This window comes from Bradyrhizobium sp. IC3195 (genome assembly GCF_020193585.1).
GTDB classification, from domain to species: Bacteria; Pseudomonadota; Alphaproteobacteria; order Rhizobiales; family Xanthobacteraceae; genus Bradyrhizobium; species Bradyrhizobium yuanmingense.
In genome coordinates this window covers 72,093-98,141 of record NZ_JADYVG010000020.1, presented here as the reverse complement: position 1 = coordinate 98,141, position 26,049 = coordinate 72,093, and the positions used below count along the sequence as shown (strand labels likewise).

Here is a 26,049-nt window from a genome sequence, read left to right as displayed (position 1 = left end):
GTGATATGACCGCTAAAATAGAGCAGCAGGGAAACGCCGCCGACGCGCCGTTCCTCGTGGAGTTGATCAAGGTTTGGCGTGCTCAGGACACCAACGGAGCCTTGGAGGCGAGGAGCGATCTCGATCTGCTCGAACTCTATATTCTGGACAAGGAGAAACGGCGCGCATTGCCGATTATCGGTGATCCTGATCCCGATCCACTGTGGCGGCTTAAGCTTTTCTTCGATGCGGTCGCGCTCTCGATCGAGAGGGAGACCGGCGCGATGACCCAGCCGATTCTGGATCTGCATCATGAAGGATTCGCCCGCATGGTGCTCATCTCAGGCCGTCTGATCGCCGTGAACAAGCAGCTGCGCGATGTGTATCGCTTCGGATTTGATAGTTTGGTGAAGCTCGCGCAGCAGGGCGACAAATGTGTCAGCGACGGAATCGGCCTGATTTGGAAATTTCCGGAGGTGGCGAACTATTGGGGATATTCATGAGCGATCGTGAAACACTGAAGGCCGAACTAAGGAAAGTGTCCGCCAAGGCGATACAGGCCAAGCTGGATCTGCACGACCTTTCGGAAGAATTGCCCATCAACTGGACCTCGATCATGGTGGTCGCGCAGAAGACGTACGATGCTTATGCCGAACTTGAGCGCGAGAGTCTCGCCTTGAAGGCGCTAGAGAATACTTAAAAGGGGCAATGCATGTCGTTCCAAACACGAGACGGACGCGACTGGACGCCACAATACTTGATCACGATCGATGCAAAGAAATGCATCGGCTGTGGCCGCTGTTTCAAGGTGTGCGGTCGAGATGTCATGACTTTGAAAGGAATCGGTGAGGGAGGCGAACTTGTCGACCTCGACGACGAGGACGATGAGATCGAAAAGAAAATTATGGTTCTGAATGATCAAGGCGCCTGCATCGGCTGCGGTGCATGCGCCAGGGTTTGCCCGGCCAACTGCCAGACGCACACTTCGGCGGTACCTGAAGCAGCGTGAGCGAACACACTCGTCCTGTTGTGGCAGGCGAGATATACGTGAGGCAAGGCGCAATTGTGATCAGGTGAACTCAGGTGAGGACGGCATGCCAGAAGGATGTCGACCAAGCATCGAATAGCAAGATCGAGCGGCGAAAGCGTAAGCATTACCGGGCGATGGTTGGGGCCTCGGGCTATGTCATGCCGGCATAATATCCGTTGCTCACGAACCACTCGTCCCCAAGGTTCGCGTATTCGTAGGAGGCGAGCTGCGCCTCGCGCCGCACTAAGTGGATTGAAGCCTGTCATGATTGAGGCCGAGGAGTCTACTTTGAAAGGCAGTTAGCCACTACATCTGGCGATTTGATCCGAGCGGATCCTGTGCATGTCTGCTTGCGGATCAGGAGAAGCTTATGTTCCCGCCGCGCCGCCGATCGTGGACAATGGTGTCTGCCTAGATGGTCGATTCTACAGGGACGGGATGCGCCGGGAACACCTTAGTTGGTCTTTTGCACACGCCCAGCGGGGACGACATTTCGCTGCCCAGTACAGGCCGTTGCAATAGAGCACATGGGCATCGAGCGCACATCGCAAAATCAGGACGCGGAACAATTGGCACGCAGGTCTCTAATTCTCGTTGCGGGTTCATGGGTCGATGTACGTGGTCGGGCGGGGTAACCCATCTGCTAATAGGAACGTGCAAGTCATTATCATAAGCATCGGTTTCTTCGACGGATCGTAGCCGCCGATATTACGTGCGATTCCACCCACAGATCGCGGCTAGTCGCAGCTACGCGCAGACTGCGCGGGGTAGCCACGTGTAAACGCTGAGTGCTTTGGTCAGGTTGTGGTCAGCTAGGAATTCTATCCTTGCAGGCAGAGCCGCGCGTGGGCGAGCTCGATTGCGTGCAACTTTTCTCATAGGAGAGCGGTCTGATGTATGGCAGAATCGTTGGCTCATCCAGCCAGTTCACAACCGGTAATGACGATTCGTCAGAAGCGGGAGATAGTCCCCGATTTGCGGAAACAGTTGCAGGGATGGAACCAAGTGGGTCGTCATCCGAACCAGCGGCGTCATACTCTCTCGTTTCCGAACCGCCCATTAGAGAGATCCCCGACCGCGAAACCTTCAGGAGAGGAGTCGAGAGGTTCTTGCGCAGCGATATCATGCAGATCGCCGAGAACCCACAGGAATACTCAGATTTCGTCTCCGAGAAGGCTGAGCGCGCAGCAACCGTTGCTGGAAGTTACGCCTACACCTACGACGATCCAAATAAGCCAGCACGATTTTACAGCTACCGGTTGGGCGACGAAATTGTCGGGCTATTAAGAGCAGGAGGCCCGGTTCGGATCAAAGGAGACCAATTTCAACAACAGTTTGGGCGGAACGATATCACGTCCGTGGTAGATCTTAGGGTAACTCATCCGCTTGTCGAGAACGCTGGCGACATCTTGCTAGAACATCTACTGCGAGAGGACGGCGACCATCCGCTGATCATGTCGAGGCCGGCCTTACCAGGCATGGAACCCCGCCTTGCGGACATGGGTTTTGTTCACGTGGGCCGTAACCACTGGGTGCTTGATCCTCACCAAAATCCCGAAGTGTGGACGAAGAACGAGAATGACAAGTGGCAGCGTGTAGACAAGCCTACGAAGTATCTTTCCAAAGCTGGGGGCAGTGATGTCGGTCCTCAGAGAAGCTACGACTCGGATTCCTCGGACGACGGCGCTTCAATTTACCTGGAGCGCGCTCTTAGGCGAATGCCCCTCGAGTAAATTGGCTGCATAGCAGCACCGGGCCTGAAATGATGGGCTTTCGACCGTTCTATAGCGGACGCAATGGTCTTACTTCAAGGGGGCGACGCTCGCAGCGTCGCCCCGGCGGCCGAAACGACCGTCTAGCCCCTCTCCGAGGCTCTTACGATGCTCGCGGGGGATAGGCGATCCGAGGGGCCCTAACGGGGTTGCCACGGCCGTGGCCATCAACGAGCAGCAACGACCAGCCACCGCATGTAGCTATCCGGCAAATCGTGCAGAATGCTTGAAGCCGAAAGCTGTAGCTGGGCGGGCTTCATGGAAGGGCAGCACGGCCCAATCGTCGAACGAACTGGCCTAATTGTGCGTTGGTAATGGGGTGAGCTGCAATAAGCTTGCGCATTGGATTACCACAGACACGATCCGCTCAGGCACTTGCACACTTCTTGCACGTTGATTGCACAACGCAATGAAAAGCGCCTTGCAATAAGCGAGCATGAATGCAGCCAAATCCCATCTATGCAATTTGCGGCTTTAACGACATTCCGAGCCGCCAAGCCATGGGATTCCATCTTATGGTCGTTGAAGATGACGGCAATCACCGGCCGTGGTCCATCATTGTGGTGCGCTGGGGCAAAAAAGTGCTTGGCTATGTCAATAAATGCCCGCACAACAGCGTCAAATTGGATTGGGAGCAGAACCAATTCCTGGATCCTTGCGGCATCCGGCTGATGTGCGGCAAGCACGGTTCGACCTTCGAACTCGGCACCGGGCGGTGCGTCGAAGGTCCATGTCAGGGTAGAGCGCTCACGCCGATCGCGTTGGCAGTTCTGGATGGTGATATCTGTGTCCTCGGCGTGCGTCTTGTCGAAGACGATGCATCGCCAAACAACTGAAGACCGCCTCAGACCGGGCGGTTCTCGTTGCGGTTTTTCACCGGCTCCATCCTCTTTAGCCCGCCGTCGTAAGAGATCTCCTCATAGGACAGATCGAGATCCTTTGCGGCATCGAGGAGGTAATCAAGCTTGCCGCCCGGATCGAGCTTCTTGATGTCGTCCTTGTTGAGCCCGACCAGCTCCATCATCTCCTTCCAAACGGTCGATTCATCGCAGGGCAAGACGTGAAAGTTGATATCACCGAACTTGATTCGATATTTCGCCAGCAAATCGATGTTGTTGCAAAACATGAAGTAGCTGCCGGTTGGGCTTAAGGCGCCGTCAAGGACGGTCGCGACGTCAGCAAGATACGCGAAGGAGTGTAGGTAGCCGGCCAGCACCGGAATAGTGCGTTCTCCGTCCTGCGCGATCGTCAGAACCTGCTCGATCGAATAGTCCGGCGGTCGCTTCTCGTCGGCGACCTGAGTCTGGAACTTCAGTGCGACGTCGCCACGAAAGCCGAACCGGCCCGGCTTGGTAGTCGCGCCTTTGAGTACGGCGTTGAGCAGGCGGCCCTCCTTCTCAAATCTGCCGAGTGCGGTGTTCTCGATTGCAGTCATTAAATTCGTCCTCGATCTAAGCTCTTCACCGACGCCTTGGCCGGTGCCAGATGCGATGCAAATTGCTTGCCGTTGCATGCGTAGCTGCCCGCGCGTAGCTTAGAAAGAAAACGCGTCAGGGGGCCGCGCCTAGTCGTGTCAGGAACCCAACACCGGTTCCAAAGTCAACAGGCGCGGTCCGAAAAAGTGCGCATCATCAAGCGCCTGCGCGCTGGCACGTGACTTGCCCTTAACAGCTAGATCCAAGCTGATGAGGGAAAGCCGTGATCAACCTGACGGACAGCGCAGTGAATGCAATCAAGAGCGCGATTTCATCGTCGGCGCACCCGACCGGCGGTCTGCGCGTCATGATCGAAGCAGGCGGCTGCAATGGATTTAAATACAAGATGGGCCTGGCCGAGGAACCGAAGCCTGACGACACCGTGATCGAATGCGACGGGTTGAAGGTGTTCGTCGATAACAAGAGCCGTGAGCATCTGGTCGGCACGACCATCGATTTCGTGATGGCACTGGAGAGTTCTGGCTTTACCTTTCACAACCCGAACGCCACCGCGAACTGCTCCTGCGGAAAATCGTTCAGCTGATGAAAAAAATCGTTCAGCTGATGAAGAGGACATATCGAAGCATGCCGGCCGAACAACTGAGGCAATCGTCGTCCACTGCGACAGACCTAAAGCGTCGCATTCGCGGGGCTCTCGAAGAGATACGCCCCAATCTGCCACGCGATGATGGCGACTGTCAGCTGATAGGCATCGATGGCAGCAGCAGGATCATGGTCACGCTGACCGGTGCCTGCACGGTTTGTAGACTTCGCGGGTGACGCTGGAAGGCATTCAGGCGCGGCTGGTTGATCAATTCGGCGAATTGAATCTGGTCCCCGTTGCTGCTGCAGGCGAGGCAATGGATGAGCGAGGAATAGAATGCCGATCTACCTCGATAACAATGCAACGACCCGGAGCGATCCATCCGTTGTACAAGCCATGTTGCCGTTCTTCACCGAGCAATTCGGCAATGCCTCTTCGACGCATGCCTTTGGCGACGAGGTCGCGGTCGCTGTGAGGCAGGCCCGGCATAGCTTGCGGGGCCTGTTAGGGAACGCATACGATCAAGAAATCGTTTTCACTTCGGGAGGGACCGAGGCGAATAATGCCGCGATCCTCTCTGCGCTTGCGACGCAGGAAGACCGAGACGAGATTGTCACCACCTCGGTAGAGCACTCCGCCGTTCTTGCGTTAACCAAGCAATTGGCGGCAAGAGGAGTCAAGACGCACATCGTACCCGTAGATTCCCGCGGCCGGCTCGATATCGAGGCGTTTCGCTGCGCGCTCGGGCCACGCACAGCGATCGCCTCGGTTATGTGGGCCAACAACGAGACCGGAACGATATTCCCTGTAGAGTTTCTGGCCGGGTTGACCCGTGAGGCGGGCGCGCTGTTTCACACCGATGCAGTCCAGTCCATCGGTAAGGTGCGCGTAAACCTAAAGGACAGTGCGATCGACATGCTGTCGCTATCCGCGCACAAACTGCACGGCCCCAAGGGAATCGGCGCGCTATATTTGCGCAAAGGGACAAAATTCCGGCCGCTGATCTGCGGCGGATCACAGGAACGAGGACGCCGCGGCGGGACTGAGAATATTCCCGGCATCGTCGGCCTGGGAAAGGCTGCCGAGCTCGCGGCGGAGCGGCTCGAACCGGAGCGCGTTCGCATTGGCGCGTTGCGCGACCGCCTAGAGCAGGGAATTTTGCACAATGGCGAGTGCGTTGCGCTCGGCGATATCAGCAATCGGTTAGCGAACACGGCCACTATTGCCTTCGATCATCTCGAAGGCGAAGCCATCGCCCACCATCTCAATCGGGCCGGTATTGCCGTGTCGCTCGGATCAGCCTGCAACTCCGGCTCAATGCAGCCTTCGCATGTTCTGCGTGCCATGCAGGTGCCGGCGTGGCGGATGCGCGGCGCGGTGCGCTTTTCTCTGTCACGTGAAACCTCGTTCGCGGAGGTCGATGAGGTCGTGTGCGCAGTGTCCGACATCGTGGCTCGCCTGCGCGCCACCTCCTGCGTCACAGCCAAGGAGTTGACCACGTGAAAATCATGATCCGCCGGTCTCCGGACGCGGGCCTGTCGATATACGTGCCAAAAAAGGATCTCGAAGAGCCAATCGTGGAATCCGAGCACGAGACGCTATGGGGCGGCTGGATCAAAGTAGCTAATGGCTGGGTGCTCGATTTGCCCGAGATGGCGAGCGACACACGGCTACCGATCACAATCAACGCTAAAAAACGGGGCGAGAACGGGGACGATCCCTGAAGGCGCCCCCGAAGATCGACTTTGTCGATGCGGCCGATGCAAAAGCCACGCTCGTGGACGAGGGCCGCGAGCATTGTTCCCCATCTCGGTCCTGGCCTCGCCGAATTGTGCAGATCCGATATGTCGACCACGCCAGAGGCGTTGCCCGGCTTCTTCGAGCGAGGTTCCGCTGCCGCGGCCGGCTAGGGGCAATGCGTTGGCGTCGGCGCGACAAGTCGAGATCAGCAAAGATCGGTCCGCCGTGACGGCATTGATGGCGCGGGCTTTCGCTCGGCCAGTTCAGCCGACGCGGTCGCGCCATCATCTTGCGTCCCTGTCGCTGCGAGTCATAGTCGACATCTGGTATGATGCCGCCATGCGCCCGGCGCTGGATAAGCGCGATGGATGGGTCGAAGTGCAGGGTATCACCCGCGTCGGCATTGGCGAAAATCGCTGGTATCGCCTTTACGATTCGCTTGGCCGAGAGGTCGGCAGTGCCGTGGCCGTCAGCTGGGCGACGGGGGTGCTGTACAAGTCGCATGGCAGCGTGCAGCCGGCCAACACCTTCCTTATCTCCGACGCGGACTACGTCAGGCGTTGACCGAAATCGACATTCAGACGCCAGTTCCGGACATCCATCAAGGAAAGGCGAACAGACCTTTCTCTTGATCGGCTGTCGCTTCAACGAACAGCTGTTGCGTAGCTATGCGGCGGTAGATCATCAAGCGCTCGGCCAGCACCCACTATGCCATCGTTGATGGGGACGCGCTCTCTCGCAACGAGCTCCGCTTTCTACTCGAGCAACGCCTGACACCGCTTGCGATTGGGTTCCCTTGCACGGTTGAGATACTGCTCACCCATTAGTGGCCTTATGAAGCCCGGATCCCCCAGCTCGTATCGTGGGAGCCGCAACGCGAGAAAACCCGTTCAGATGGAGCCGGTTCCGGCGAGCTTAGCGCGAGCATGCGCAAGCCGTGGAGCTCTGCGTGAGAATGACGACGTATCTGTCGCATCGTCAACAAGCGCATCATTGCTCTTCTTTCGTGCGCCAGCGACGATGGTTTCCGCTAACTCCTTGGCGTATGGCTGCAATTTCATCGTCTGCGCCATGGCATGCAAGTTGCTATCCAGCTTCTTGAGGCTCGCTCACGGATCGTCCTGGGGGGGCGATGATGCCAGCAGGGAAAAATGAAAATGAACGCGGAAAGTATGTCAAAGCTGCAGTGGATAGCGGCAAGATGATGCAGCCCGCCCCCGAGCATAAGCGCTGCCGCGCTTCGGCCAAGACCGGACAGGCGAGCTGCGGCTCGCACGCAGGCCAAGGCGATCTGCCGACCGAAATCTGGGAAAAGGTCAAGAACCATCCCTGCTACAGCGAAGAAGCGCATCATCATTACGCCCGTATGCATGTCGCGGTCGCGCCTGCCTGCAACCTCCAGTGCAATTACTGCAACCGAAAATACGACTGCGCCAATGAATCGCGTCCGGGTGTGGTGAGCGAGAAGCTCACGCCTGAGCAGGCGGTCAGAAAAGTGCTCGCGGTCGCGACCAGCATTCCGCAGATGACGGTGCTTGGCATCGCTGGACCGGGCGATGCTCTGGCCAATCCAGCAAAGACGTTCAAGACGTTCGAGCTGGTCGCCAAGGCCGCTCCCGAAATCAAACTGTGTCTGTCAACGAACGGACTCGCACTGCCGGACTATGTTGATACCATCGTCAAGTCCAAGGTTGACCACGTCACCATCACCATCAACATGGTTGATCCCGAAATCGGAGCCAAGATTTATCCGTGGATCTTCTTCAACCACAAGCGATACACGGGTATTGACGCGGCAAGAATACTCACCGATCGCCAACTGCAAGGTCTCGAGATGCTTAGCGAACGAGGTATCCTGTGCAAGGTCAACTCGGTGATGATCCCAAACATCAACGACGACCACCTGATCGAGGTCAACAAGGCGGTGAAGTCGCGCGGTGCCTTCCTTCACAATATCATGCCGCTGATCTCCGCGCCCGAACACGGCACAGTATTTGGCCTCAACGGTCAGCGCGGACCGACGGCGCAAGAATTGAAGGCGCTGCAAGATGCTTGTGAAGGAGAGATAAAAATTATGCGCCATTGTCGCCAGTGCCGGGCCGATGCGGTCGGTCTGCTCGGGCAGGACCGCAGCGCAGAGTTCACCACCGATCAGGTCATGAAAATGGACGTCGAATATGACCTAGAGATGCGCAAGGCATATCAGGGCAGGGTAGAGCATGAGCGTGCCGCCAGAGTCGCGGTCGCCCAAAAGGAGCTTGCGGAATTTGCCGGGGAGATGAGCGCGATCACTCTTCTAGTGGCCGTCGCAACCAAGGGCTCGGGGGTGATCAACGAGCACTTTGGGCATGCAAAGGAATTCCAGGTCTACGAACTTTCTACATCCGGCGCCAAATTCGTCGGCCACCGCCGCGTGGACGTTTACTGCCAGGGCGGTTATGGCGAGGAGGACAGGCTTTCCGCCATCATGCGTGGCATCCATGACTGCCATGCGGTCTTCGTCTCCAAGATAGGCGGCTGCCCGAAAAGCAATCTGATCAAGGCAGGGATCGAGCCGGTCGATCAATATGCCCATGAGTTCATTGAGAAGTCGGCGATCGCCTGGTTCAGATCCTATCTGGATAAGGTGAAACGCGGGGAGATCCAGCACGCGCAGCGCGGCGACGCCGCGATCCCGCAAGGATCTCTGATCTCCGCAGGCTAAGGGGGATATATGCCATTCAAGATCATCGCCTCGCAGTGTACGAGCTGTTCAGCCTGCGAACCCTTATGCCCGAACGTTGCTATCTCGGAGAAGGGGGGCAGCTTTGTCATTGAAGCGGCGAAATGCACTGAATGTGTTGGCTATTTCGACGAGCCGCAATGCGTCGCCGCCTGTCCGGTCGACAATACCTGTGTGGTTGACACGTCCTTTCCTCGCTACCAGGCGCCAGTCTAAAGTGTGAACCCCATGAACGGCACGCCAAGAGCGGGTGCTGAAAACGTCGCAAGCTTCGTGCTGCGCGTTGGCGGCGGCGCGGACGCCGACGTTCGGTCCTCCATCACGGACGACGACTGCGCTGGCTTGCCCTGCGATCGTGCTGTTGCTGGTCGGCAGCACGGCCCTGGCGGGCATTTCATTCTGCGCGGCGGTCCAAGGCGTTTCGCGATTCCGAGAGCGGCCTTCCTACCCAGCGCTGCTGTCGTCGATGAGACTGACCACGCCGCGCGAGTATGAAGTGATGCAGGATCTCGCCTGCCGTGGGCGAGGCAGCTTCCTACATCTCTAGAGGGAGCGATGCATGAGGAGCGGTACATGAACAGCATTGTTCGCGACAGCGACGTCGTCGAGCTCAGCGACCCGCCCGTCTTCAGCTTTGGCCAAAAGCTGCGAGCCAATCGCACCATCCGCAATGATGGCACCTATCGCGGCAAGGAGATTGGCGACGTCTTAGTCAAGAAGGGGGAGGTCGGTTATGTCGTCTCGATCGGCACGTTCCTGCAGCAATTCTACATCTACGGCGTTGAGTTTTTGGAAAGCGGCTACCGCGTTGGCATGAAGCGCAAGGAGCTAGAGCCGGTGGACACGTGCGAGGAGATCGATGATCTGCCATTCCCGGAGGAGTCATGACTCAGCCCGGCGTTCCGAAATATCAGCGGGGCCAGCGGGTCAAAACCGCAGTCGACCTCATCAACGACCACTCATATCCCGACATGGAGCCCGAGGGAGTCTTGCTCGCGGCCGGAGCGACCGGCGAGATCATCAACGTCGCGATCCATACCGAAGCGAACGTGCCGATCTATATTGTCGATTTTGGTGAGCAGATGCTCATCGGCTGTCTTGAAGAAGAAATCACAGTGCTTTGAATGGAGGCTTCGCGATGAATGCCGCGCTGATGAGAACGGTAAAGGCCGGGCTGGTGCCTCACCCCAACGAACTCGATCGCAAACGGATCGAGCGCGGCTTGAGCTCGCGCAAGCGTTATCTCTACGTCTCGCCGAACGTGACGCCGGTGAGGGGCGGCTACCTCGTCGAGAGCCCCTGTTGCTCGCGCAACATCGACAAGGATGGCGCTCTCATCGATGTCGCACTGATTCATTATGATGCCGTGAGCGGGATCTGGAAGCTGTTTCGCAAGAACCACGCGCGAGGAACCTGGGAATTTTACAGCCTTTACCATCGGTTGACTTCTGCAATCGACGAATTGAATGCGGATCCGGAGCGTCTGTTCTGGCAATGACGCCGCGCCTTTGACGAGTCATAGAGGAGCCACGATGGCGCTCACCGCGGAGGAATTGATCGAAATCGAGCGGCTGCTTGCAGCCGATCGCGCCGAGATGGGTCCGTTTGTCGAGCTGCGGCACCGCTTTCCACAGCTTGCTTGGGTGCGCTGTGATGCGTCGGATGTGGCGGATCAGCCGTTCCGGCAGTTTCCGCGTTTCGACCTTCATCTGATCGATGGATCAGATCACTGCGTGCAGATTACGGCCGATCCGACGCGGGCGACCGGCATCGTATTGGCCAAAAGGAATGTGCGGCGGTGAGCACTGAACTAGCAGAGTATCGGCTTGATGGTGCGCACACTGTGGAGGAGAATACATCATTCATTCCACTGTTCGATTCCGATATCACCTTCTCTGAGCTCTCTGCCGTGGAGACGCTGCTGTGTTCGCCGCAAATTTCCAACGGGCGGATCACTGAGGCGTTTGAGCACGCTTTCGCCGCCTATCTTGGTCGCAAATATGCTGATGCGGTCTCGAGTGGTACCATCGGGCTCCTGCTTGCGCTGAAGGCGCTCGGCATCGGCCCGGGGCAGGAGGTTTTCGCCTCGCCCTACTCCTTTCGCGAAACCGCGCATGCCACCAGTCTCGCGGGCGCACGAGTGGTATTTGCAGATGTCGATTATTGGTCGGGAGCATTAGTCCCAGCGAAGGCCAAAGAGCGCATCACGGCCAACACGCGGGCGATTGTCGCCGGCAATCCTAACGGTCATCCCGCGCCGTGGTCGGAACTGCGTGCGGTCGCGCAGCGCCATCAGCTGCTGCTTTTGGAGGATTACACCGAGGCGATTGGATCGAGCTACAAGGACGGATTGAGCATACGTCGCTTGTGGCAGCGTTGCCTGGTGCGGATCGTGATCCACACAAATGCGGGAGCACGCCGTGCGGTTGGAGGCACGCACTCGTGTTAAGTCCGCGCGAGAAATGCTCCAAGCGGGTGAAGAATACCTGCTCGATAGTACAAAAGGCGCGGCGTCTAAGGCGCGGCTTGAGCCCCCACGCGCCAAGGTGCCCGAGTCGAGATCGTCGGTGTACGGTCGGGATCCTTAGAGTTGCCAAAACAGGTGATCGGTATGAGCTCGCAAGAAGTCATCATCCACGTCCGCTTCGGTCCGGACGGGAGGGTGATCCAGATCAGTGAGCGTCCGGCGAAGCTCACGCCGATCCAATGGTTTGATGTCCTGAACGCCCGTGCCAGCTCGGCTTATCGGCCGCTCGCTCGTGGCCGCGGGATTTTTCGGCTGAGCCGGACTGCGATCGAAGCCTTCAAGCAGGAAACTGCGAGGCCGGGATGAGCGAACCGATAATCGGCGACCTGATGAGCGATAAGACCGAGGTTTTTGCCGTCTGCCCGGCCGATGCCCTCGAGCGGAGTGGGGCCATGGGCTTCAGCCTGTCGCGGATCGATGATAGGGGCGAGAGCCGCCCGTTTCCAATTATTGTGGTGCGCACCTTCGGCAACGACTATTTTTGTTACGTCAATCGTTGTCCGCATGAGAGCGTCTGGCTTAACATCGGCACCGGTGCGTTTTTCTCGTCAGACCGTTCCTTTCTCAGATGCGGCCGGCACGGCGCAAGATTCGAGATCGACACTGGGATGTGCATCGACGGCCCCTGCGATGGACAATCGCTTGAGCCGGTACCGCTCGCCGTGATCGAAGGTGACGTCTGCCTGTGCGGCGTCAGGCTGCTGGAGGACGATCGGTCTGCCGACCCGTTCGCGGACAGCGACGAAACCATGGATATCACGATCCATCCGGACTAACGGGCCTATCGCTTTGTTATGCTCAAGCTGCTTGAGGCGCCTTGCCGTCGGATGAAGCCGTCGTACTCGTGAGCGTTGGCAGATGCGTGTCACGGCTGTTGATTTGTGAGACAAAACGGGCACCTTGCGCGGATTGCGGCCCTGCCACTCCGCGACCTCCGTCGCACCAAGAAGCTGCCCTTGCACTAGCTCGCCAAATCGAGCGGGCAGGCAGGACATGCTTCCTACTGCAGGCGATATGTTGGAGAGGGAAATGCCCCCGGCGGCTGGAAGTTCGCCGAGGGCATCGTCTGGGCTGGGAGAATGTGGGGCCCAGACTGACAGGACCGTTTGGGGAGGAGGAATGACGATCCTGTGTCAAAACTCTTTGGCCGGCGGACGCAGCTGGCGTTATTGCCTGCGCTGCAACTGCCATGCCACTCCGTTCGTGCGAGGCCCTTAGCGGATGTCAGCTAGGACCCGTTAGGAGCAAATGCATGTGAGCAGGTGCTCGTTGTTCGTCGCAAATTTGCCGCTGCAAGCGCGTCTTGACGTGTATCGTGGGAAGCCTGCGGGCCGCTGCGTTGCCGGTTTAACGTTCCTGCCAATCGGGATTGCGGCCGGCTTGGTCTGCAGCCTCAAAGGTGGCTCAGCAATCATCGCTGTCTCGTTGGGCTCTTGCGACAGGCGCTATCTGTTGAGCAAACGATAGATCGGCAGCGACGGAACACAGCAGCAGGCCGAGGCGGGAGGTCAAATGCTATGCGAGTTTTGTCGTGTCCGAAACAGAAGCGAACGACGTTGTCGCAACCTGCGCAATAATTGTGAGTCGCGCCGCGAAAAGGAAGGGATCGTTGGACAAACGAACGTTACGCATCTGGTGTGCAACTTGCTTTGGAGAAGTTGAATGATGAGCAAGTGATGCGGGAGTAAAAAGGTCGCGATGATGGCAGAAGACGTTGGAATTGATCAAAGAGGCTGATCCGGACGCGAAGGTGTCTATCGCTGATCTTCAGCGATGACAACCACTATGGCACCCGCTCATTTCGCCAGCATTGGCAAGCGCGAGTGGGAATCAGTAGCATCAAAGTCTTCGATGCAGCGTTTAATCGTAAGAGATTGTGGGAGCGACGTGCTCGCACCTTGTCATCTTTTCAGATGAAGCCCATTGATCACAGGACAGGCGCATGAACTCAGAAGCCGAATTCGAACTTCCTCAACTTTATAGGCATCATGTCTTTGCCTGCAACATGCAGCGTCCGCCAACTCATCCGCACGGCAGCTGTGGCGCCTTTGGCGCGCAAGCCCTGTGGGATCGAATGAGCAAGGCGGTCGAAGCGCAAGGCCTCAACGATATTGGCTTCACGATGGCAGGCTGCCTTGGCTTTTGTAACGCTGGTCCCTTGATGGTAGTCTATCCCGATGGAGTGTGGTATCGCGCGACCACGCCTGAGGACGTTGACGAAATCGTAAACTCCCACCTCAAGCAGGGCAAACGTGTCGACCGCCTTGTGATGGTGCTAAAGCGAAGCTAGAGGCTTCGCCCAGCGGCCACGTGCCCGGGCTAGCAAGCATGGACGGCTTGTCAGTCCATGAGCTGGCCGCCCGGAGCTAGGATCGTCTGAGGTTGAGCGGAGGCCTCACGCTCTGGGTCTGCGAACAGCAGGTCATTGACCTCGGCGCGGGTGTTGCCTTTTTTCTCCGGGCCGATCGGCAAATGGCGCCTTTTGCAACGCGAACAAGAATATGAACACATGCTGGGTCGATCTGTTTGTGTACCGTCACTCCATGCCGCGCGATCCGTAGCTTACAGCGAGAGCAATGCTGCGAATGGCTCCCCGCTTCTCGTGAGATGACGCGTCCTTGACGCGTCATCTCGCTCCCTGCTTGCACAGCGGTGAGGTTAGGGGACGCGCTCGATGAGCTCGTACGTCCGGAATGATCAAACGGATTCCCCATTCTGCTCCTGTTCTAGCGTCAGAACCTGTAAGTGACGCCGCCGCTGACGAGCCATGGATCGATATTGGCGCGCCCGGTGACGGCAATCGCATTGTTTACGGTCGCGGAGTACTCCGGCCGCAGCCACAGCTTCTTCACGTCAAAGTTGAGGCCCCAGTGACGATCAAGCATGTAATCGAAGCCGAATTGGACCGCCGCGCCGAATTGGTTGCTGATGTGCAAATCCGTCACCGCAAGACCGGCGGGCGACGTATTGGCTGCCGATTGGTTGAAGAATGCGGTGTAGTTGATGCCCGCACCGATATAGGGTTTGAGCGCGCCGAATTCGGTGAAGTGATATTGCAGGGTCAGTGTTGGCGGCAACAGCCAGGCTTTGCCGATATCGAGGCCAGTGAGCGCGCCATTGCCGCTGATGTGATGGCTGGTCACGCCGAGAATGAGTTCGGCGGCAACGTTTTTTGTGAAGAAATAGGTGATGTCGAGCTCGGGTACGGCTTGATCGCTGATCGAAAGGCCAGAACTTGGTGAGGACAGCGAGGGGGCCCCGGCGATGCTGACCGAGCTGCCTGCGGTATCCGGCAAAACGCCAAGCACGCGCAGGCGGATCATCCATGGATTGAAGGGTTCGATCGGAGGCGCTTTATAGTAGACCGGCGTCCGACCCAGATCCGCAGCCTGTACCGAGATGCTGGCCAACGAGGTCGCGAGCGCGAGGAGCGATGCCCTCGTCAGAACTGTCCTTGTTCTCATCGAATTCTCCATTCCAAAATCGGCGCGAAGAGCCGCGCGAGATCTCTGTGACACTGGGGAATGGCGGAGGATTTGATACCGATCAAATGGGAGCGGCCATAGCGCAATTATGCCGCTAAGTTGCATAAGGATCACGGCCGCGAAGCGTTGTGATCTGTTCTGATCGTTATTCAATTGAATAGAGCAGAATGTCTTCAAGAAACCGCTTCTCGCCTTGGTGCTGTGATCCAATCCGTGCCGCGGAGGTCATGCGCGATAAAGGCGGCAACTGCGGCGGCCTCTCACACACTACACAGGCGAGAAGCGCGGCATTCTAGCGCAATAGAGGCGATGCCCCTTACGGAGCAGTCACTCGTGCGAGCGTCTCAGGGAAGGTCCCGTCGCTTACTACCGGTGAAGGAAGCCGGAAGTGGGAAACGGCATCTCTGCCTCGCTTGATAGCGGTGGGTACCCTCCGCCCGTTTCTCACGTCTGCGGACAACGCGTACGGTTTGCTTCGTGCAAGCATCCGCCGAGATCATCTTGCGTGTTGCCGCCAAGCAGGGACAGCACGGGCTCATGATCGAGTCCGGCACATCGTGCCCCGTCTACGTCGATCAGCGGTCGTCGTATCAGGAGCGGATCGACTATCATCAATGCGAGCGCGCTTGCCGGGTCGATAGTATCGGATTGACTTCGCCTGACTTGATACGGGGGGCAGCTCGGTTGAACCAGGCTTTGACCGGCACATTGCCGAAGAAGCCGCGCAATTTCTCCGCATCCCATGAATCTTTCAAGATGTCTCGGGCGATCACGTCGGACTTCAGCTTGAATCTGACGCGCGTTAGTGGCGCAGCCGGGCTTCTGATAAAAGATGATTGTCGCCACGACATACCTATGTAGGCGCGCTGAGCTGAACGATTGGCATGGCGCGGCTGCTTTCGGGAGCCCATTCGAATTTCTTGCCGATCATCTCCAATGTCAGCGCATCAAGCGCCGTACCGTATTTGCAACACTCGCGGCTGGTCCGCCAGGTTTCGAGCCCGACCGGCATATTCACTGTCCTAGGATCGCCCGGCTTGCGAGAAGAGGACAAAGTGCCGTTCCACACCAGAAGGCATCGGAACAGGTCTCGCCAAATCGGCTTTTCGCGTAGATTGTTGTGGTCGTTGTTAGTTTTCTGACAGTCGCGCAGATCCTGTCAGATCCAAAATAGCCAAGGCCTCACTCACCGGCTGGTGTTTTTTAGAAACGTAATCAGAAGCTTAAGGAGCGCGGTCAAGCGTTGGCACGGCGGTTGCTAATAAGCGACAGCAACACTGAGTGAGGGCTGAGTGCACGCCGACGCGTAACACGAGCGATGCGCTCCTTCCCTCGAACCCGTGTGCCCCCGTTTCTGAGAGAGAAACAAGCTCGCGCGCAAGAAGCGCGCAACTTTTGGCAAATCGGTTGATGGAGAGCAACATGTCTTCACTGAGACAAATCGCGTTCTACGGGAAGGGCGGCATCGGCAAGTCGACCACTTCGCAGAACACGCTGGCGGCGCTGGCCGAGATGGGTCAGAAAATTCTGATTGTAGGGTGCGATCCGAAAGCGGACTCGACCCGCTTGATTCTGCACGCCAAGGCGCAAGACACGATTTTGAGCCTTGCAGCGAGCGCCGGCAGCGTTGAGGACCTCGAGCTCGAGGACGTAATGAAGGTCGGCTACAAGGACATTCGCTGCGTGGAGTCCGGTGGTCCTGAGCCGGGTGTCGGCTGCGCCGGCCGCGGCGTCATCACCTCGATCAATTTCCTGGAGGAGAACGGAGCCTACGAGAACATTGACTATGTCTCATACGACGTGCTCGGCGACGTCGTTTGCGGTGGTTTTGCGATGCCAATCCGCGAGAACAAGGCGCAGGAAATCTATATCGTGATGTCCGGTGAGATGATGGCGATGTATGCTGCGAACAACATTTCCAAGGGCATCCTGAAATACGCGAACTCTGGCGGCGTGCGGCTGGGCGGTCTGATCTGCAACGAGCGGCAGACCGACAAGGAGCTGGAACTGGCGGAAGCGTTGGCCAAGAAGCTAGGCACTCAGCTGATCTACTTCGTGCCACGCGACAACGTGGTGCAGCATGCCGAGTTACGCCGCATGACGGTGCTTGAATATGCACCCGATTCCAAGCAGGCCGATCACTATCGCAATCTTGCGACCAAGGTTCATAACAATGGCGGCAAAGGCATCATCCCGACCCCAATCTCCATGGACGAGCTCGAGGACATGCTGATGGAGCATGGCATCATGAAGCCCGTGGATGAATCCATCATCGGCAAGACCGCCGCCGAACTCGCGGCCTCGTAAAGGTCGCGAGTCGCGGCCTTGTAAAGGCGCGCGACGGATGCCGGTCTCCCTCACCGCCCATCCCGGGAGGCCGGCATTCTGACGATCGACCCTGATCAAAACCAGGATGCGGCACGCAAACCTGACCATTGTGGAAACCCGCAAAATTATGTTCGAAGCGCACTTCCTTCCGTCGCCGGCTGCTTGTGCCGTTGATATCAACAGCCAGATGCACAGGGGAATTGCAACCTATCGCATGCTCACCGGTGTGCCTCCTACAGATGCCGATATTACCATTGACAGCGATCTCGATCGCCATGTCCTGGCGTCTATCCTGGCGGCTGCCACAATGGATGGTGGCTCTCTTCCCGAGAAGGCTGGCCTGTCCGGCCTTGAACTGGTGGCCTTGCTGGAGCAGTACTTTCCCTCGCTTGAGATCAAGCTCGCGGAGCAGCTCTCGGATTTCGAGTGCGAGGAGGACGACGAGATCGCAATTTTGCGCGATCTCTTGCTCGAGCAACGCTCGACGGAAGGGGATATCGGCCGCTGGCTGGCTGCGATGATCGCGCGCCGTGCCATTGAGCCAGACCACCTGTGGGAAGCGCTCGGCTTGCGCAATCGTGGCGAACTCTCTCGGCTGCTGAGCCGCCATTTCGCGCCGCTCGCCGCGCGCAATGTCAACAATATGCGCTGGAAGCGTTTCTTCTACCGCATGCTTTGCGAGAATGAAGGGCTCGTGATGTGCACAACACCTGTGTGCAAGCAATGTGACGACTTCAACCTGTGCTTCGGCGAAGAAAGCGGTGAGAGCCGGATGGCCGAGCGCCGGCGCGATCTTCTGTTCCGGGCGGCTCGGCCGGTCGTTGCCGGAGACTGTCCATCTGAACTGCCAGGAGCGTCCGCTATCGCCCCGTCATCCGAGAAAGACTCGCCGGATTTGGTAAGTCGCGCGGGAGGTTGAGGGCGCGGCCGACGCCGCTTCGATGTGAGCGAGTGACCATGTGTCCAAGGCGGCGGCGGGCCCAAGTGGACCGCGACAATTCTCACATCCTGGCGAGCCGCAATTGCTAACGTTCGAACTCGGCGTAGCAACAGGCAAGGCGTCCGCTTCATGACCTGTCGCATTTGCGACAATTCATTTGCTCAAGAAGGTCGAGGACGGAAGGGGTCATTCGTCAATGGGTTGGACGGGATGGCAGGCTGGCATGCTGGTTGCTGAAGCGTAGGTAGGTCAAACAATGAGGAGCTCTCGCGTGATTGCCGCCAGCACCGCCGCCAAATCGTCCTGGTCCGACCAGGTGCGCGCCAAGCCTACCGTGCTCAACGACACGACATTGCGCGACGGCGAGCAGGCACCTGGCGTTGCGTTCACCACAGAGGAAAAGCTGGCGATCGCGCAGGCGCTGGCGCGGGCCGGAGTCACGGAGATCGAAGCGGGAACGCCGGCGATGGGCAACGAGGAGATCGCCGCCATCCGCGCCATTGTCGAAGCAGATCTTCCGCTGACCACCATAGGCTGGTGCCGGATGCGGGAATCTGACGTCGACGCGGCGATCGAAGCAAAGGTGTCCATGATCAATATCTCGATCCCGACCTCCGATGTTCAGATCGCGGCCAAGCTAGGTGGTCATCGCGACCTGGCGCTAGAACGGGTGAAGCGAGTGGTAGGCTATGCCTGTGAGCGCGGACTTGAGGTCGCCGTCGGTGGTGAGGACTCCTCCCGCGCCGACATTGATTTTCTCATCAGGCTGATGGCGACTGCAGAAGCCGCGGGCGCGCGTCGTTTTCGTATTGCAGATACGCTCAGTGTGCTCGATCCCGACGCGACCTACGCGCTGGTCGGAAATTTGCGTGCGACAACCGATCTCGAACTCGAATTTCACGGTCACGATGATTTAGGACTCGCAACCGCGAACACGCTCTCCGCCATCAGGGCTGGCGCGAGCCACGCCTCAGTGACCGTCATCGGGCTGGGCGAGCGGGCCGGAAATGCACCGCTCGAGGAAATCGCGGTCGCACTCAAGCAGCTCTACGGGCGCGAGACCGGCATCATACTCCGGGAGCTCGAGAACGTCGCCACGGTGGTAGCAGCCGCGGCCGCACGTGCGATTCCTATGAACAAGGCGATCGTCGGACAGCATGTATTTACGCACGAATCCGGCATTCATGTCGCTGGCCTTTTGAAGGATCGACGCACCTATCAATCGCTTGATCCCGTTTTGCTTGGCCGCTGCAACCGCTTTGTGTTCGGCAAGCATTCCGGACTTGCGGCGATCACCGCGTTACTCGATGAACTGCAGCTCGTCGCCAGCGACGATCAAGCCAGGCAGATCCTGTCGCAAGTCCGCAAGTATGCGATCGAGCACAAGCTGCCAGTCGAGCGCGAAACCGTGGCGGCGATCTGGCGCGACGTGTGCGGATGCTTGGCAACCCAGCCCGCGTGAAAAGCCGTGCCCAGCAACGTTTGCGTCGACCCTTCGCAAACCGACGCGCCGCAAGGACAGTGTCCCATGTCGCTGATGGCGCAAGCGGCGCCCAGCTTTCGCACGTCAGATCCCTGGCGCGATCTCACCTCCAAATCTTAGTTCCCGTTCCGCCATACATGCTGTGATCTCCTACCCAATGACGAGCCGTCCCCGGACTGCCAATCGGCATCTTCTCGCGCGGCTGATTTCCGGTCCGACGACCGTCCTGACGAGCGTCAACCTAGATCGTGGTTTGGCCATTGATCCCGGATCTTCATCGGGACTGGCTTCGTCACCGGCGGACCCGCCGATCTGGGCAGCGAAGTTGAGAGCACCGCTTTCCGGAGTCGGGCTGTGGCGTGCGCATCAGCTGTGCGAGGCAGGACGGCAGCAGTCAACAGGCGCAACCCCATCTCATTGACCGTCCAGAGCTAATCTGAAGGAGAAGTTTCGATGATCAACTCATCCCCGGCAGCCGGTATCCTGGTTCGGCTCAGCAAGGCCTCGTCGGCAGAGGATTTTTTTTCGCTGCTAGGCGTCGATTACGACCCTAAGATCGTGAATGTCGCGCGCCTTCACATCTTAAAGCGCATGGGACAGTATCTTGCCAAAGAGCAATTTGCTGGTGCCGCCGAGCCGGAAATCAGAGCTCGGTGCAAGGCGATGCTGGAGCAGGCCTATGCCGATTTCGTGGCATCGTCACCGATCGACCAGCGAGTGTTCAAGGTTTTGAAGGATGCCGTCGCAGACCCTAAGAAGGCCGCTGCCTTTGTCCCGTTGAGCGAGCTGAAGTGATCTCGCGGTCCACTGCAAGCAAGGTTTGCCGGCGGGGCGCCATGGCAACCCGATGTGCAGCCTTCGTCCTTATCCGGGTCAACTCTCTGCAACCACGACCCGAGCGGCGCCTGTCGTATTCCCGACCCATGTCTGGACTGGTCGTGTCCACGGTATCAGCGGCTATTTCAAGTGTCTCCCAAACCATTACTTTCGACTGACTTTCAAGGGTTTTTGCAACTGGTACGACACTTGCTGTTGTCCTGCCGGTATGATCATCGCTGCCGACAGATGCTAGTCGTCCGAGATGAGATTGAAGGAGACCCATGATGCTGCTTTTACTGCCTGCCGAGCGCTGCGGCATCATCTCGTGGCCTACGATCGCGCAGGTCCGTTCGAAATGGTCTTTGACGCGATCGAAGTTCCGTATCGACGGTCAGATGGTGGTCAATGGATAAGTCGCCCGTTCGCGCTACACCTGGAGAGGGTATGCACAGCGTCATCCCCATCAAATCGGCCCCCGATTCCGCTCAGATTTGTATCCATCTCATGGCGGACAGCACGTTAGGAAGAGGGCCAAGGTCGGCGCATGCGGGTTGTCGGCGCTGGAGGCTCGGGATGGATTGCGTGACAGGTGCGTTGCGGGGATCGCCCTCGCCGTCACAGTCAATGTGGAGCCGCTGGGCCGAAAGTGAGGCGCAGGTATTGCGCAGCGAACGGACACGCCAACTCAGGCATGGAAGCGACCGGTCAGAATCACCGCGGCCGCATTCGTCGAACCCGGCGCGCAAGGGTCCAGTGTGGAAGACCTCTCCAAATCCGGCCGGACCGGTACGTCTATCGCGACGACGGGTCTTGTTGTGCGGCCGGTCGGACCAAGCTGATGGGGCAGAGCAACCGGCCACCTGCTGACCAAAAGTGATCTTCAGTCAACGAAGCTAAAAAGCGACCTGTGGCGCGGGCGCGCCTATCTTTGAGAGGAATTTTGAGTATGAGCAATGTCACCAGAACGGCCATGCCGGCGGCGGCCGGCCGCGCAGCAGCAAAAAAGGAACTGCCGGAGCACTTTAAGGCGTACAAACACGTTTGGGTCTTTGTTGAGCTGGAGCGCGGCCAGGTGCATCCGGTTTCCTGGGAACTCATGGGGGCGGGGCGCAGGCTTGCCGACAGGCTAAAAGTGAATCTTGCCGCTGTCGTTATCGGTCCGGAGGGGCAGCACACACGTAACGCCGCGCTTGATGCCTTTTGCTATGGCGCCGATCTGGCCTATCTCGTGAGCGACAATGTTTTGTCGGATTACCGCAACGAATCCTATACAAAAGCGCTAACCGAACTCGTCAACACATACAAGCCCGAGATCCTGCTATTGGGGGCGACGACGCTCGGTCGCGATCTCGCAGGTTCCGTGGCGACGACCCTGTCGACCGGGCTCACTGCCGACTGCACCGCGCTGGACGTCGACGCCGATGGTTCGCTTGCGGCAACGCGTCCGACCTTTGGCGGCTCGCTGCTCTGCACAATCTATACTTTGAACTATCGTCCGCAGATGGCAACCGTCCGCCCGCGGGTCATGCCGATGCCTGAGCGCGTCGTACGCGATGCCGCTCGTATCATCGTCCATCCGCTCGGTCTTATCGAAGACGATATTGTCACAAAAATATTGTCGTTCCTACCCGACCGCGATGCAGAAACGTCCAATTTGGCCTATGCCGATGTCGTGGTTGCGGGCGGTCTGGGACTGGGATCGCCTGAGAACTTTCGGTTGGTGCGCGAGCTCGCAACGCTGCTTGGCGCTGAATATGGCTGCTCGCGTCCTCTGGTGCAAAAAGGCTGGGTCACGTCTGACCGGCAAATCGGCCAGACGGGCAAGACCATCCGGCCAAAGCTCTATATTGCCGCCGGCATTTCCGGCGCGATCCAGCACCGGGTTGGTGTGGAGGGCGCGGATCTGATCGTCGCCGTCAATACTGACAAGAACGCTCCGATCTTCGACTTCGCCCATCTCGCGATCGTCAGTGACGCCATGCAATTGCTACCCTCGCTCACGGCCGCATTTCGCGCCCGGCTTTTGCCGAATTCGCGCGCCCGGATCGCGACGGCCTAGAGGAGATGATGATGATTGAAGAGAGATTCGATGCGATCGTGGTCGGAGCCGGTATGGCCGGCAATGCGGCGGCATTGACCATGGCCAAACGCGGCATGAAGGTGCTGCAGCTCGAGCGGGGCGAATATCCCGGATCGAAGAATGTGCAGGGCGCCATCCTCTATGCCGACATGATGGAAAAGCTGGTCCCCGAGTTTCGAGAGGAGGCGCCGCTCGAACGTCATCTGATCGAGCAGCGGTTCTGGATGATGGACGATCGCTCCCATGTCGGCATGCATTACCGCTCAGACGACTTCAACGAGGAACGGCCGAACCGGTATACGATTATACGGGCCCAGTTTGACAAATGGTTCTCTTCCAAGGTGCGGGAGGCTGGCGCGACCGTGCTGTGCGAGACGACCGTCACCGAGCTTGTACGGGACGAGCGTGAAAGAATCGTCGGTGTTCGTACAGATCGCCGAGACGGCGAAATACATGCCGATGTCGTCGTGCTGGCCGAGGGGGTCAATGGCCTGCTCGGGACGCGCGCGGGCCTGCGCGCGCGGCCGAGACCCGATAACGTTGCGCTCGCGGTGAAGGAGATGCACTTCTTGCCTCGCGAGACTATCGAGGCGCGCTTCAATCTCAAGGGCGATGAAGGCGTCGTGATCGAGGCGGCCGGTACCATTTCCCACGGCATGACAGGGATGGGTTTCATCTATGCCAACAAAGAGTGCATTTCGCTCGGCATCGGTTGTCTCGTTGCCGACTTCCAGCGCACGGGCGGGACGCCCTACGGCCTGCTCGATCAATTCAAGAGGCATCCTTCTGTGGCGCCCCTGATAGCAGGGTCCGAAGTCAAGGAATATTCGGCGCATCTCATTCCTGAAGGCGGGTACAAGTCGATCCCGCAGCTTTATGGCGAAGGCTGGGTCGTCGTGGGCGATGCGGCCCAACTCAACAATGCCATTCATCGAGAGGGCTCCAATCTCGCGATGACTTCCGGCCGTATCGCCGCCGAAGCGATAGGTCTGGTGAAATCGCGCGGCGAGCCGATGAGTGCAACAAATCTGGCGATCTACAAGAAGATGCTGGACGACTCCTTCGTCATCAAAGATCTAAAGAAGTACAAGGATTTGCCGCCCCTGATGCATACGCACTCACAAAACTTCTTTCTCACGTATCCGCAGCTCATCTCCAAGGCGATGCAAAACTTTGTGCGCGTCGATGGTACGCCCAAGGCTGAGAAGGAGAAGGCGACCCTGAAATCCTTTGCCAAGGCGAGGTCATGGACAGGTCTGTTCGGCGATGCTTATCGTTTTGCACGGGCCTGGCGCTGACCGGGACAGCGTGAAGGCTAACAATGGAAGGTCAAAGCATGAATGTCGAACCCCCAGTGCGCGTCGAAGACAAGCTGTATTACAACCGCTATCTTGTCGACATCGGTCATCCTCACGTCAAGGTCCGTGCGCACACGACGCCATCGCCGCAGCTACTTGCACTTTTGAAAGCCTGCCCCGCGCGATGCTACGAGCTCAATGACGACGGCCAGGTCGAGATAACCGTTGACGGCTGCATCGAGTGCGGTACCTGCCGCGTGATCGCCGAGCCCACCGGCGACATCGAATGGAGCCATCCGCGCGGCGGATATGGAGTGCTGTTCAAGTTTGGGTGATGGTGGAAAAAAGGGCGGGCCGTGGTGCGACCGAGGTTAGGCGATAGGATCTCACCGCATGTGTGGCGCATTCCGCGTCAGTTGCACGGCGCCTGGAATTCGAGCAAGACGCTCTTCATGCGGACGCTGCGCAAGACATGATTTGCAGATGTCCCGCTCGTTCGGGAGCCACAAAGGGCTCGTTGTGGCGTCACTGAGTGGCGCCACAACGCAGTCGATCGTATGGCAGAAGAAGGATCAGCCCCTCGCCCGAGAGGGGGGTGGGCCCAGCGGCCTCGATTGCGATCGCCACTGACTGCATGATCGCGGCAAAGCGTACGGCGGTCTGGATCGCTTCGGAACTGACGCCCGCGGCTCTCAGTGTCTTCTCATGGGCATCGATGCAAGCACCGCAGCCGTTTATGGCCGAGACCGCAAGCGACCACAGCTCGAAATCGGACTTGTCGACGCCGGGATTGCCGATGATGTTCATACGCAGCCGTGGCGGCATCGTCTTGTATTGCGAGTTGGAAACGAGGTGAGCGAAGCGGTAGTAAACGTTGTTCATTGCCATGAGGGAGGCTGCGGCTTTTGCTGCGGCGATCGCCACAGATGTCATCACGGCGGCGGCAGCCGATTCGATCGCGGCAATCAGGGCTGCGTTGCGGGTGGCAATAGCGCTCGCCAGCAGCAGCCCGTATTTTTGCTGTGGCGAAAGCGTCTCATCGGCCACCAAGGAGGTCAAGTTAAGCCTGACATCCTTCGCAAAATCTGGAATCCTGTCGCTTAGTTGTTCGATCGACGACATGCTGCCTCAAGCAACCTTCAAGGTTTCGCCGCCGATTTCGCGGTTGCAGGGACAGAGCTCGTCGGTTTGCAGCGCGTCCAAAACGCGGAGCGTGTCCTTAGGACTGCGCCCGACACTGAGATTGGTCGCATAGACGTGCTGGATCGTATTTTGGGGGTCAACAATAAAGGTGTAACGATAAGCAACCCCTTCAGGTGAACGCACGCCAAGACCATCGACGAGCGTTCCCTTTGTGTCTGCAAACTGCCAGATTGGCAGATTGTGCAGGTCGACATGTGAACGCCGCCAAGCGAGCTTGCAGAACTCGTTGTCAGTCGAACCACCGAGTACAATCGCATCGCGGTCGGCGAATTCCTTGGAGAGCCGCGCAAACTCAGCGATCTCTGTCGGGCAGACGAAGGTAAAATCCTTGGGATAGAAGAAGATGACCTTCCATTTTTCTGCAAAACTCGCCTCGGTCAGTGTCTCGAATGCACTCTGTCCTCCTTCTTCCTGCGCTTGAAAACCGGGCTTCACGCCTGTGATTTCGAACGGCGGCAACTGACTTCCAATTCCGAGCATGCTGTCCTCACAAATTTGCTTTTGTAGATCGTGATTTCACTGTTGAAGCAAACTATATGCCATCCGTTCTCGGGAGTGGATTCCAGCGGCTTTGATACGAGCATGCTCGCGCGCTTGGAGAGTCGATCAGCGCTAAGTTCTGAA

Annotated in this window: 31 protein-coding genes and 1 pseudogene; 27 read left to right on the top strand and 5 right to left on the bottom strand. The window is 58.2% G+C overall.

Going from position 1 to position 26,049, the window contains the following annotated elements; genetic code table 11:
• The first annotated feature begins 5 nt into the window (after positions 1–5).
• The 5 genes from I6F09_RS29130 to I6F09_RS29110 all read left to right on the top strand — a co-directional run bounded on the left by I6F09_RS29130 (position 6) and on the right by I6F09_RS29110 (position 3,617).
• On the top strand, positions 6–482 hold the full coding sequence (locus I6F09_RS29130; RefSeq protein WP_225144489.1) for a NifX-associated nitrogen fixation protein: 477 nt from the start codon (positions 6–8) through the stop codon (positions 480–482).
• Positions 479–679 carry a CCE_0567 family metalloprotein gene (locus I6F09_RS29125; protein WP_225144490.1) on the top strand — a complete coding sequence of 67 codons (201 nt, stop codon included), beginning with the start codon at positions 479–481 and terminating at the stop codon, positions 677–679. The genes I6F09_RS29130 and I6F09_RS29125 overlap by 4 nt, the downstream gene beginning before the upstream one ends.
• A gap of 12 nt (positions 680–691) precedes the next feature.
• The gene (fdxB, locus tag I6F09_RS29120) at positions 692–988 is read left to right on the top strand and encodes a ferredoxin III, nif-specific (protein ID WP_225140382.1); all 297 of its coding nucleotides are present in this window, start codon (positions 692–694) and stop codon (positions 986–988) included.
• 914 nt (positions 989–1,902) lie between these two features.
• Positions 1,903–2,742 (top strand): host specificity protein, encoded by an 840-nt coding sequence (locus tag I6F09_RS29115; protein WP_225144491.1) that lies wholly within the window; start codon positions 1,903–1,905, stop codon positions 2,740–2,742.
• 479 nt (positions 2,743–3,221) lie between these two features.
• Positions 3,222–3,617, top strand: a complete 396-nt coding sequence (locus tag I6F09_RS29110) for a Rieske 2Fe-2S domain-containing protein (RefSeq protein WP_225129574.1) — start codon at positions 3,222–3,224, stop codon at positions 3,615–3,617.
• Positions 3,618–3,625: 8 nt separating this feature from the next.
• Here I6F09_RS29110 and I6F09_RS29105 read toward each other — a convergent pair whose 3' ends face one another.
• Entirely contained in the window at positions 3,626–4,216 is a 591-nt protein-coding gene (locus I6F09_RS29105; protein ID WP_225129648.1) for a hypothetical protein, read from the bottom strand.
• 263 nt (positions 4,217–4,479) lie between these two features.
• Here I6F09_RS29105 and I6F09_RS29100 point away from each other — a divergent pair, with 263 nt between their 5' ends.
• The 15 genes and pseudogenes from I6F09_RS29100 (at position 4,480) to I6F09_RS29030 (ending at position 14,079) form a co-directional block, all read left to right on the top strand.
• Positions 4,480–4,800, top strand: a complete 321-nt coding sequence (locus I6F09_RS29100) for an iron-sulfur cluster assembly accessory protein (RefSeq protein WP_225129572.1) — start codon at positions 4,480–4,482, stop codon at positions 4,798–4,800.
• Complete coding sequence (locus tag I6F09_RS29095; RefSeq protein ID WP_306469170.1) at positions 4,800–5,036, top strand: NifU family protein; 237 nt, start codon at positions 4,800–4,802, stop codon at positions 5,034–5,036. The genes I6F09_RS29100 and I6F09_RS29095 overlap by 1 nt, the downstream gene beginning before the upstream one ends.
• A gap of 100 nt (positions 5,037–5,136) precedes the next feature.
• Positions 5,137–6,303: a cysteine desulfurase NifS gene (nifS, locus tag I6F09_RS29090; protein WP_225189618.1), complete on the top strand. Its 1,167-nt coding sequence runs from the start codon at positions 5,137–5,139 to the stop codon at positions 6,301–6,303.
• Entirely contained in the window at positions 6,300–6,524 is a 225-nt protein-coding gene (nifT, locus tag I6F09_RS29085) for a putative nitrogen fixation protein NifT (protein WP_027571421.1), read from the top strand. Before nifS ends, nifT begins: the two co-directional genes overlap by 4 nt.
• A gap of 241 nt (positions 6,525–6,765) precedes the next feature.
• Positions 6,766–7,104, top strand: a complete 339-nt coding sequence (locus I6F09_RS29080) for a hypothetical protein (RefSeq protein ID WP_225144492.1) — start codon at positions 6,766–6,768, stop codon at positions 7,102–7,104.
• Between the two features lie 640 nt (positions 7,105–7,744).
• Positions 7,745–9,244 carry a nitrogenase cofactor biosynthesis protein NifB gene (nifB, locus tag I6F09_RS29075; RefSeq protein WP_225144561.1) on the top strand — a complete coding sequence of 500 codons (1,500 nt, stop codon included), beginning with the start codon at positions 7,745–7,747 and terminating at the stop codon, positions 9,242–9,244.
• A gap of 9 nt (positions 9,245–9,253) precedes the next feature.
• On the top strand, positions 9,254–9,478 hold the full coding sequence (locus tag I6F09_RS29070; RefSeq protein ID WP_225129566.1) for a 4Fe-4S binding protein: 225 nt from the start codon (positions 9,254–9,256) through the stop codon (positions 9,476–9,478).
• Between the two features lie 357 nt (positions 9,479–9,835).
• A complete protein-coding gene (locus tag I6F09_RS29065; RefSeq protein WP_225129565.1) occupies positions 9,836–10,150 on the top strand; it encodes a nitrogen fixation protein NifZ in 315 nt (104 codons plus the stop codon).
• Complete coding sequence (locus tag I6F09_RS29060) at positions 10,147–10,386, top strand: nitrogen fixation protein NifZ (RefSeq protein WP_225129563.1); 240 nt, start codon at positions 10,147–10,149, stop codon at positions 10,384–10,386. The genes I6F09_RS29065 and I6F09_RS29060 overlap by 4 nt, the downstream gene beginning before the upstream one ends.
• 14 nt (positions 10,387–10,400) lie before the next feature.
• Positions 10,401–10,760, top strand: coding sequence for a DUF3024 domain-containing protein (locus I6F09_RS29055; RefSeq protein WP_225129561.1), 360 nt, complete (start codon positions 10,401–10,403; stop codon positions 10,758–10,760).
• A 34-nt stretch (positions 10,761–10,794) separates the two neighbouring features.
• Positions 10,795–11,064, top strand: a complete 270-nt coding sequence (locus I6F09_RS29050; protein ID WP_225129559.1) for a DUF6129 family protein — start codon at positions 10,795–10,797, stop codon at positions 11,062–11,064.
• A 41-nt stretch (positions 11,065–11,105) separates the two neighbouring features.
• Positions 11,106–11,606: pseudogene (locus I6F09_RS29045) on the top strand (aminotransferase class I/II-fold pyridoxal phosphate-dependent enzyme); the annotation flags it as partial.
• A gap of 267 nt (positions 11,607–11,873) precedes the next feature.
• Positions 11,874–12,095, top strand: a complete 222-nt coding sequence (locus I6F09_RS29040; RefSeq protein ID WP_225129557.1) for a hypothetical protein — start codon at positions 11,874–11,876, stop codon at positions 12,093–12,095.
• The gene (locus I6F09_RS29035) at positions 12,092–12,565 is read left to right on the top strand and encodes a Rieske 2Fe-2S domain-containing protein (RefSeq protein WP_225189617.1); all 474 of its coding nucleotides are present in this window, start codon (positions 12,092–12,094) and stop codon (positions 12,563–12,565) included. The genes I6F09_RS29040 and I6F09_RS29035 overlap by 4 nt, the downstream gene beginning before the upstream one ends.
• 1,166 nt (positions 12,566–13,731) lie before the next feature.
• A complete protein-coding gene (locus I6F09_RS29030) occupies positions 13,732–14,079 on the top strand; it encodes a (2Fe-2S) ferredoxin domain-containing protein (RefSeq protein WP_225129554.1) in 348 nt (115 codons plus the stop codon).
• A gap of 442 nt (positions 14,080–14,521) precedes the next feature.
• On the opposite strand, the gene I6F09_RS29025 is transcribed toward I6F09_RS29030, so the two are convergent.
• Positions 14,522–15,265, bottom strand: coding sequence for an OmpW family outer membrane protein (locus I6F09_RS29025; RefSeq protein WP_225129552.1), 744 nt, complete (start codon positions 15,263–15,265; stop codon positions 14,522–14,524).
• A gap of 862 nt (positions 15,266–16,127) precedes the next feature.
• The gene (locus I6F09_RS29015; protein WP_225129550.1) at positions 16,128–16,286 is read right to left on the bottom strand and encodes a hypothetical protein; all 159 of its coding nucleotides are present in this window, start codon (positions 16,284–16,286) and stop codon (positions 16,128–16,130) included.
• Between the two features lie 410 nt (positions 16,287–16,696).
• Between I6F09_RS29015 and nifH the strand changes: the two genes are divergently transcribed.
• The 7 genes from nifH (at position 16,697) to I6F09_RS28980 (ending at position 24,557) form a co-directional block, all read left to right on the top strand.
• Positions 16,697–17,581 (top strand): nitrogenase iron protein, encoded by an 885-nt coding sequence (gene nifH / locus I6F09_RS29010; protein WP_027571409.1) that lies wholly within the window; start codon positions 16,697–16,699, stop codon positions 17,579–17,581.
• 148 nt (positions 17,582–17,729) lie between these two features.
• Positions 17,730–18,521, top strand: coding sequence for a nitrogen fixation protein NifQ (locus I6F09_RS29005; RefSeq protein WP_225144562.1), 792 nt, complete (start codon positions 17,730–17,732; stop codon positions 18,519–18,521).
• A gap of 295 nt (positions 18,522–18,816) precedes the next feature.
• Positions 18,817–20,004 carry a homocitrate synthase gene (gene nifV, locus I6F09_RS29000; protein ID WP_225129642.1) on the top strand — a complete coding sequence of 396 codons (1,188 nt, stop codon included), beginning with the start codon at positions 18,817–18,819 and terminating at the stop codon, positions 20,002–20,004.
• Between the two features lie 474 nt (positions 20,005–20,478).
• Positions 20,479–20,820: a nitrogenase stabilizing/protective protein NifW gene (gene nifW / locus I6F09_RS28995; RefSeq protein ID WP_225129548.1), complete on the top strand. Its 342-nt coding sequence runs from the start codon at positions 20,479–20,481 to the stop codon at positions 20,818–20,820.
• Between the two features lie 970 nt (positions 20,821–21,790).
• Positions 21,791–22,903, top strand: coding sequence for an electron transfer flavoprotein subunit alpha/FixB family protein (locus I6F09_RS28990; RefSeq protein WP_225129546.1), 1,113 nt, complete (start codon positions 21,791–21,793; stop codon positions 22,901–22,903).
• Positions 22,904–22,914: 11 nt separating this feature from the next.
• Positions 22,915–24,222, top strand: a complete 1,308-nt coding sequence (locus I6F09_RS28985) for an FAD-dependent oxidoreductase (RefSeq protein WP_225144563.1) — start codon at positions 22,915–22,917, stop codon at positions 24,220–24,222.
• A 38-nt stretch (positions 24,223–24,260) separates the two neighbouring features.
• Entirely contained in the window at positions 24,261–24,557 is a 297-nt protein-coding gene (locus I6F09_RS28980) for a ferredoxin family protein (protein WP_027571403.1), read from the top strand.
• Positions 24,558–24,747: 190 nt separating this feature from the next.
• On the opposite strand, the gene I6F09_RS28975 is transcribed toward I6F09_RS28980, so the two are convergent.
• Together I6F09_RS28975 and I6F09_RS28970 are read right to left on the bottom strand one after the other, a co-directional pair.
• The gene (locus I6F09_RS28975; RefSeq protein ID WP_225189616.1) at positions 24,748–25,344 is read right to left on the bottom strand and encodes a carboxymuconolactone decarboxylase family protein; all 597 of its coding nucleotides are present in this window, start codon (positions 25,342–25,344) and stop codon (positions 24,748–24,750) included.
• Between the two features lie 6 nt (positions 25,345–25,350).
• Complete coding sequence (locus I6F09_RS28970; RefSeq protein ID WP_225129540.1) at positions 25,351–25,905, bottom strand: peroxiredoxin; 555 nt, start codon at positions 25,903–25,905, stop codon at positions 25,351–25,353.
• Between the last annotated feature and the right edge of the window lie 144 nt (positions 25,906–26,049).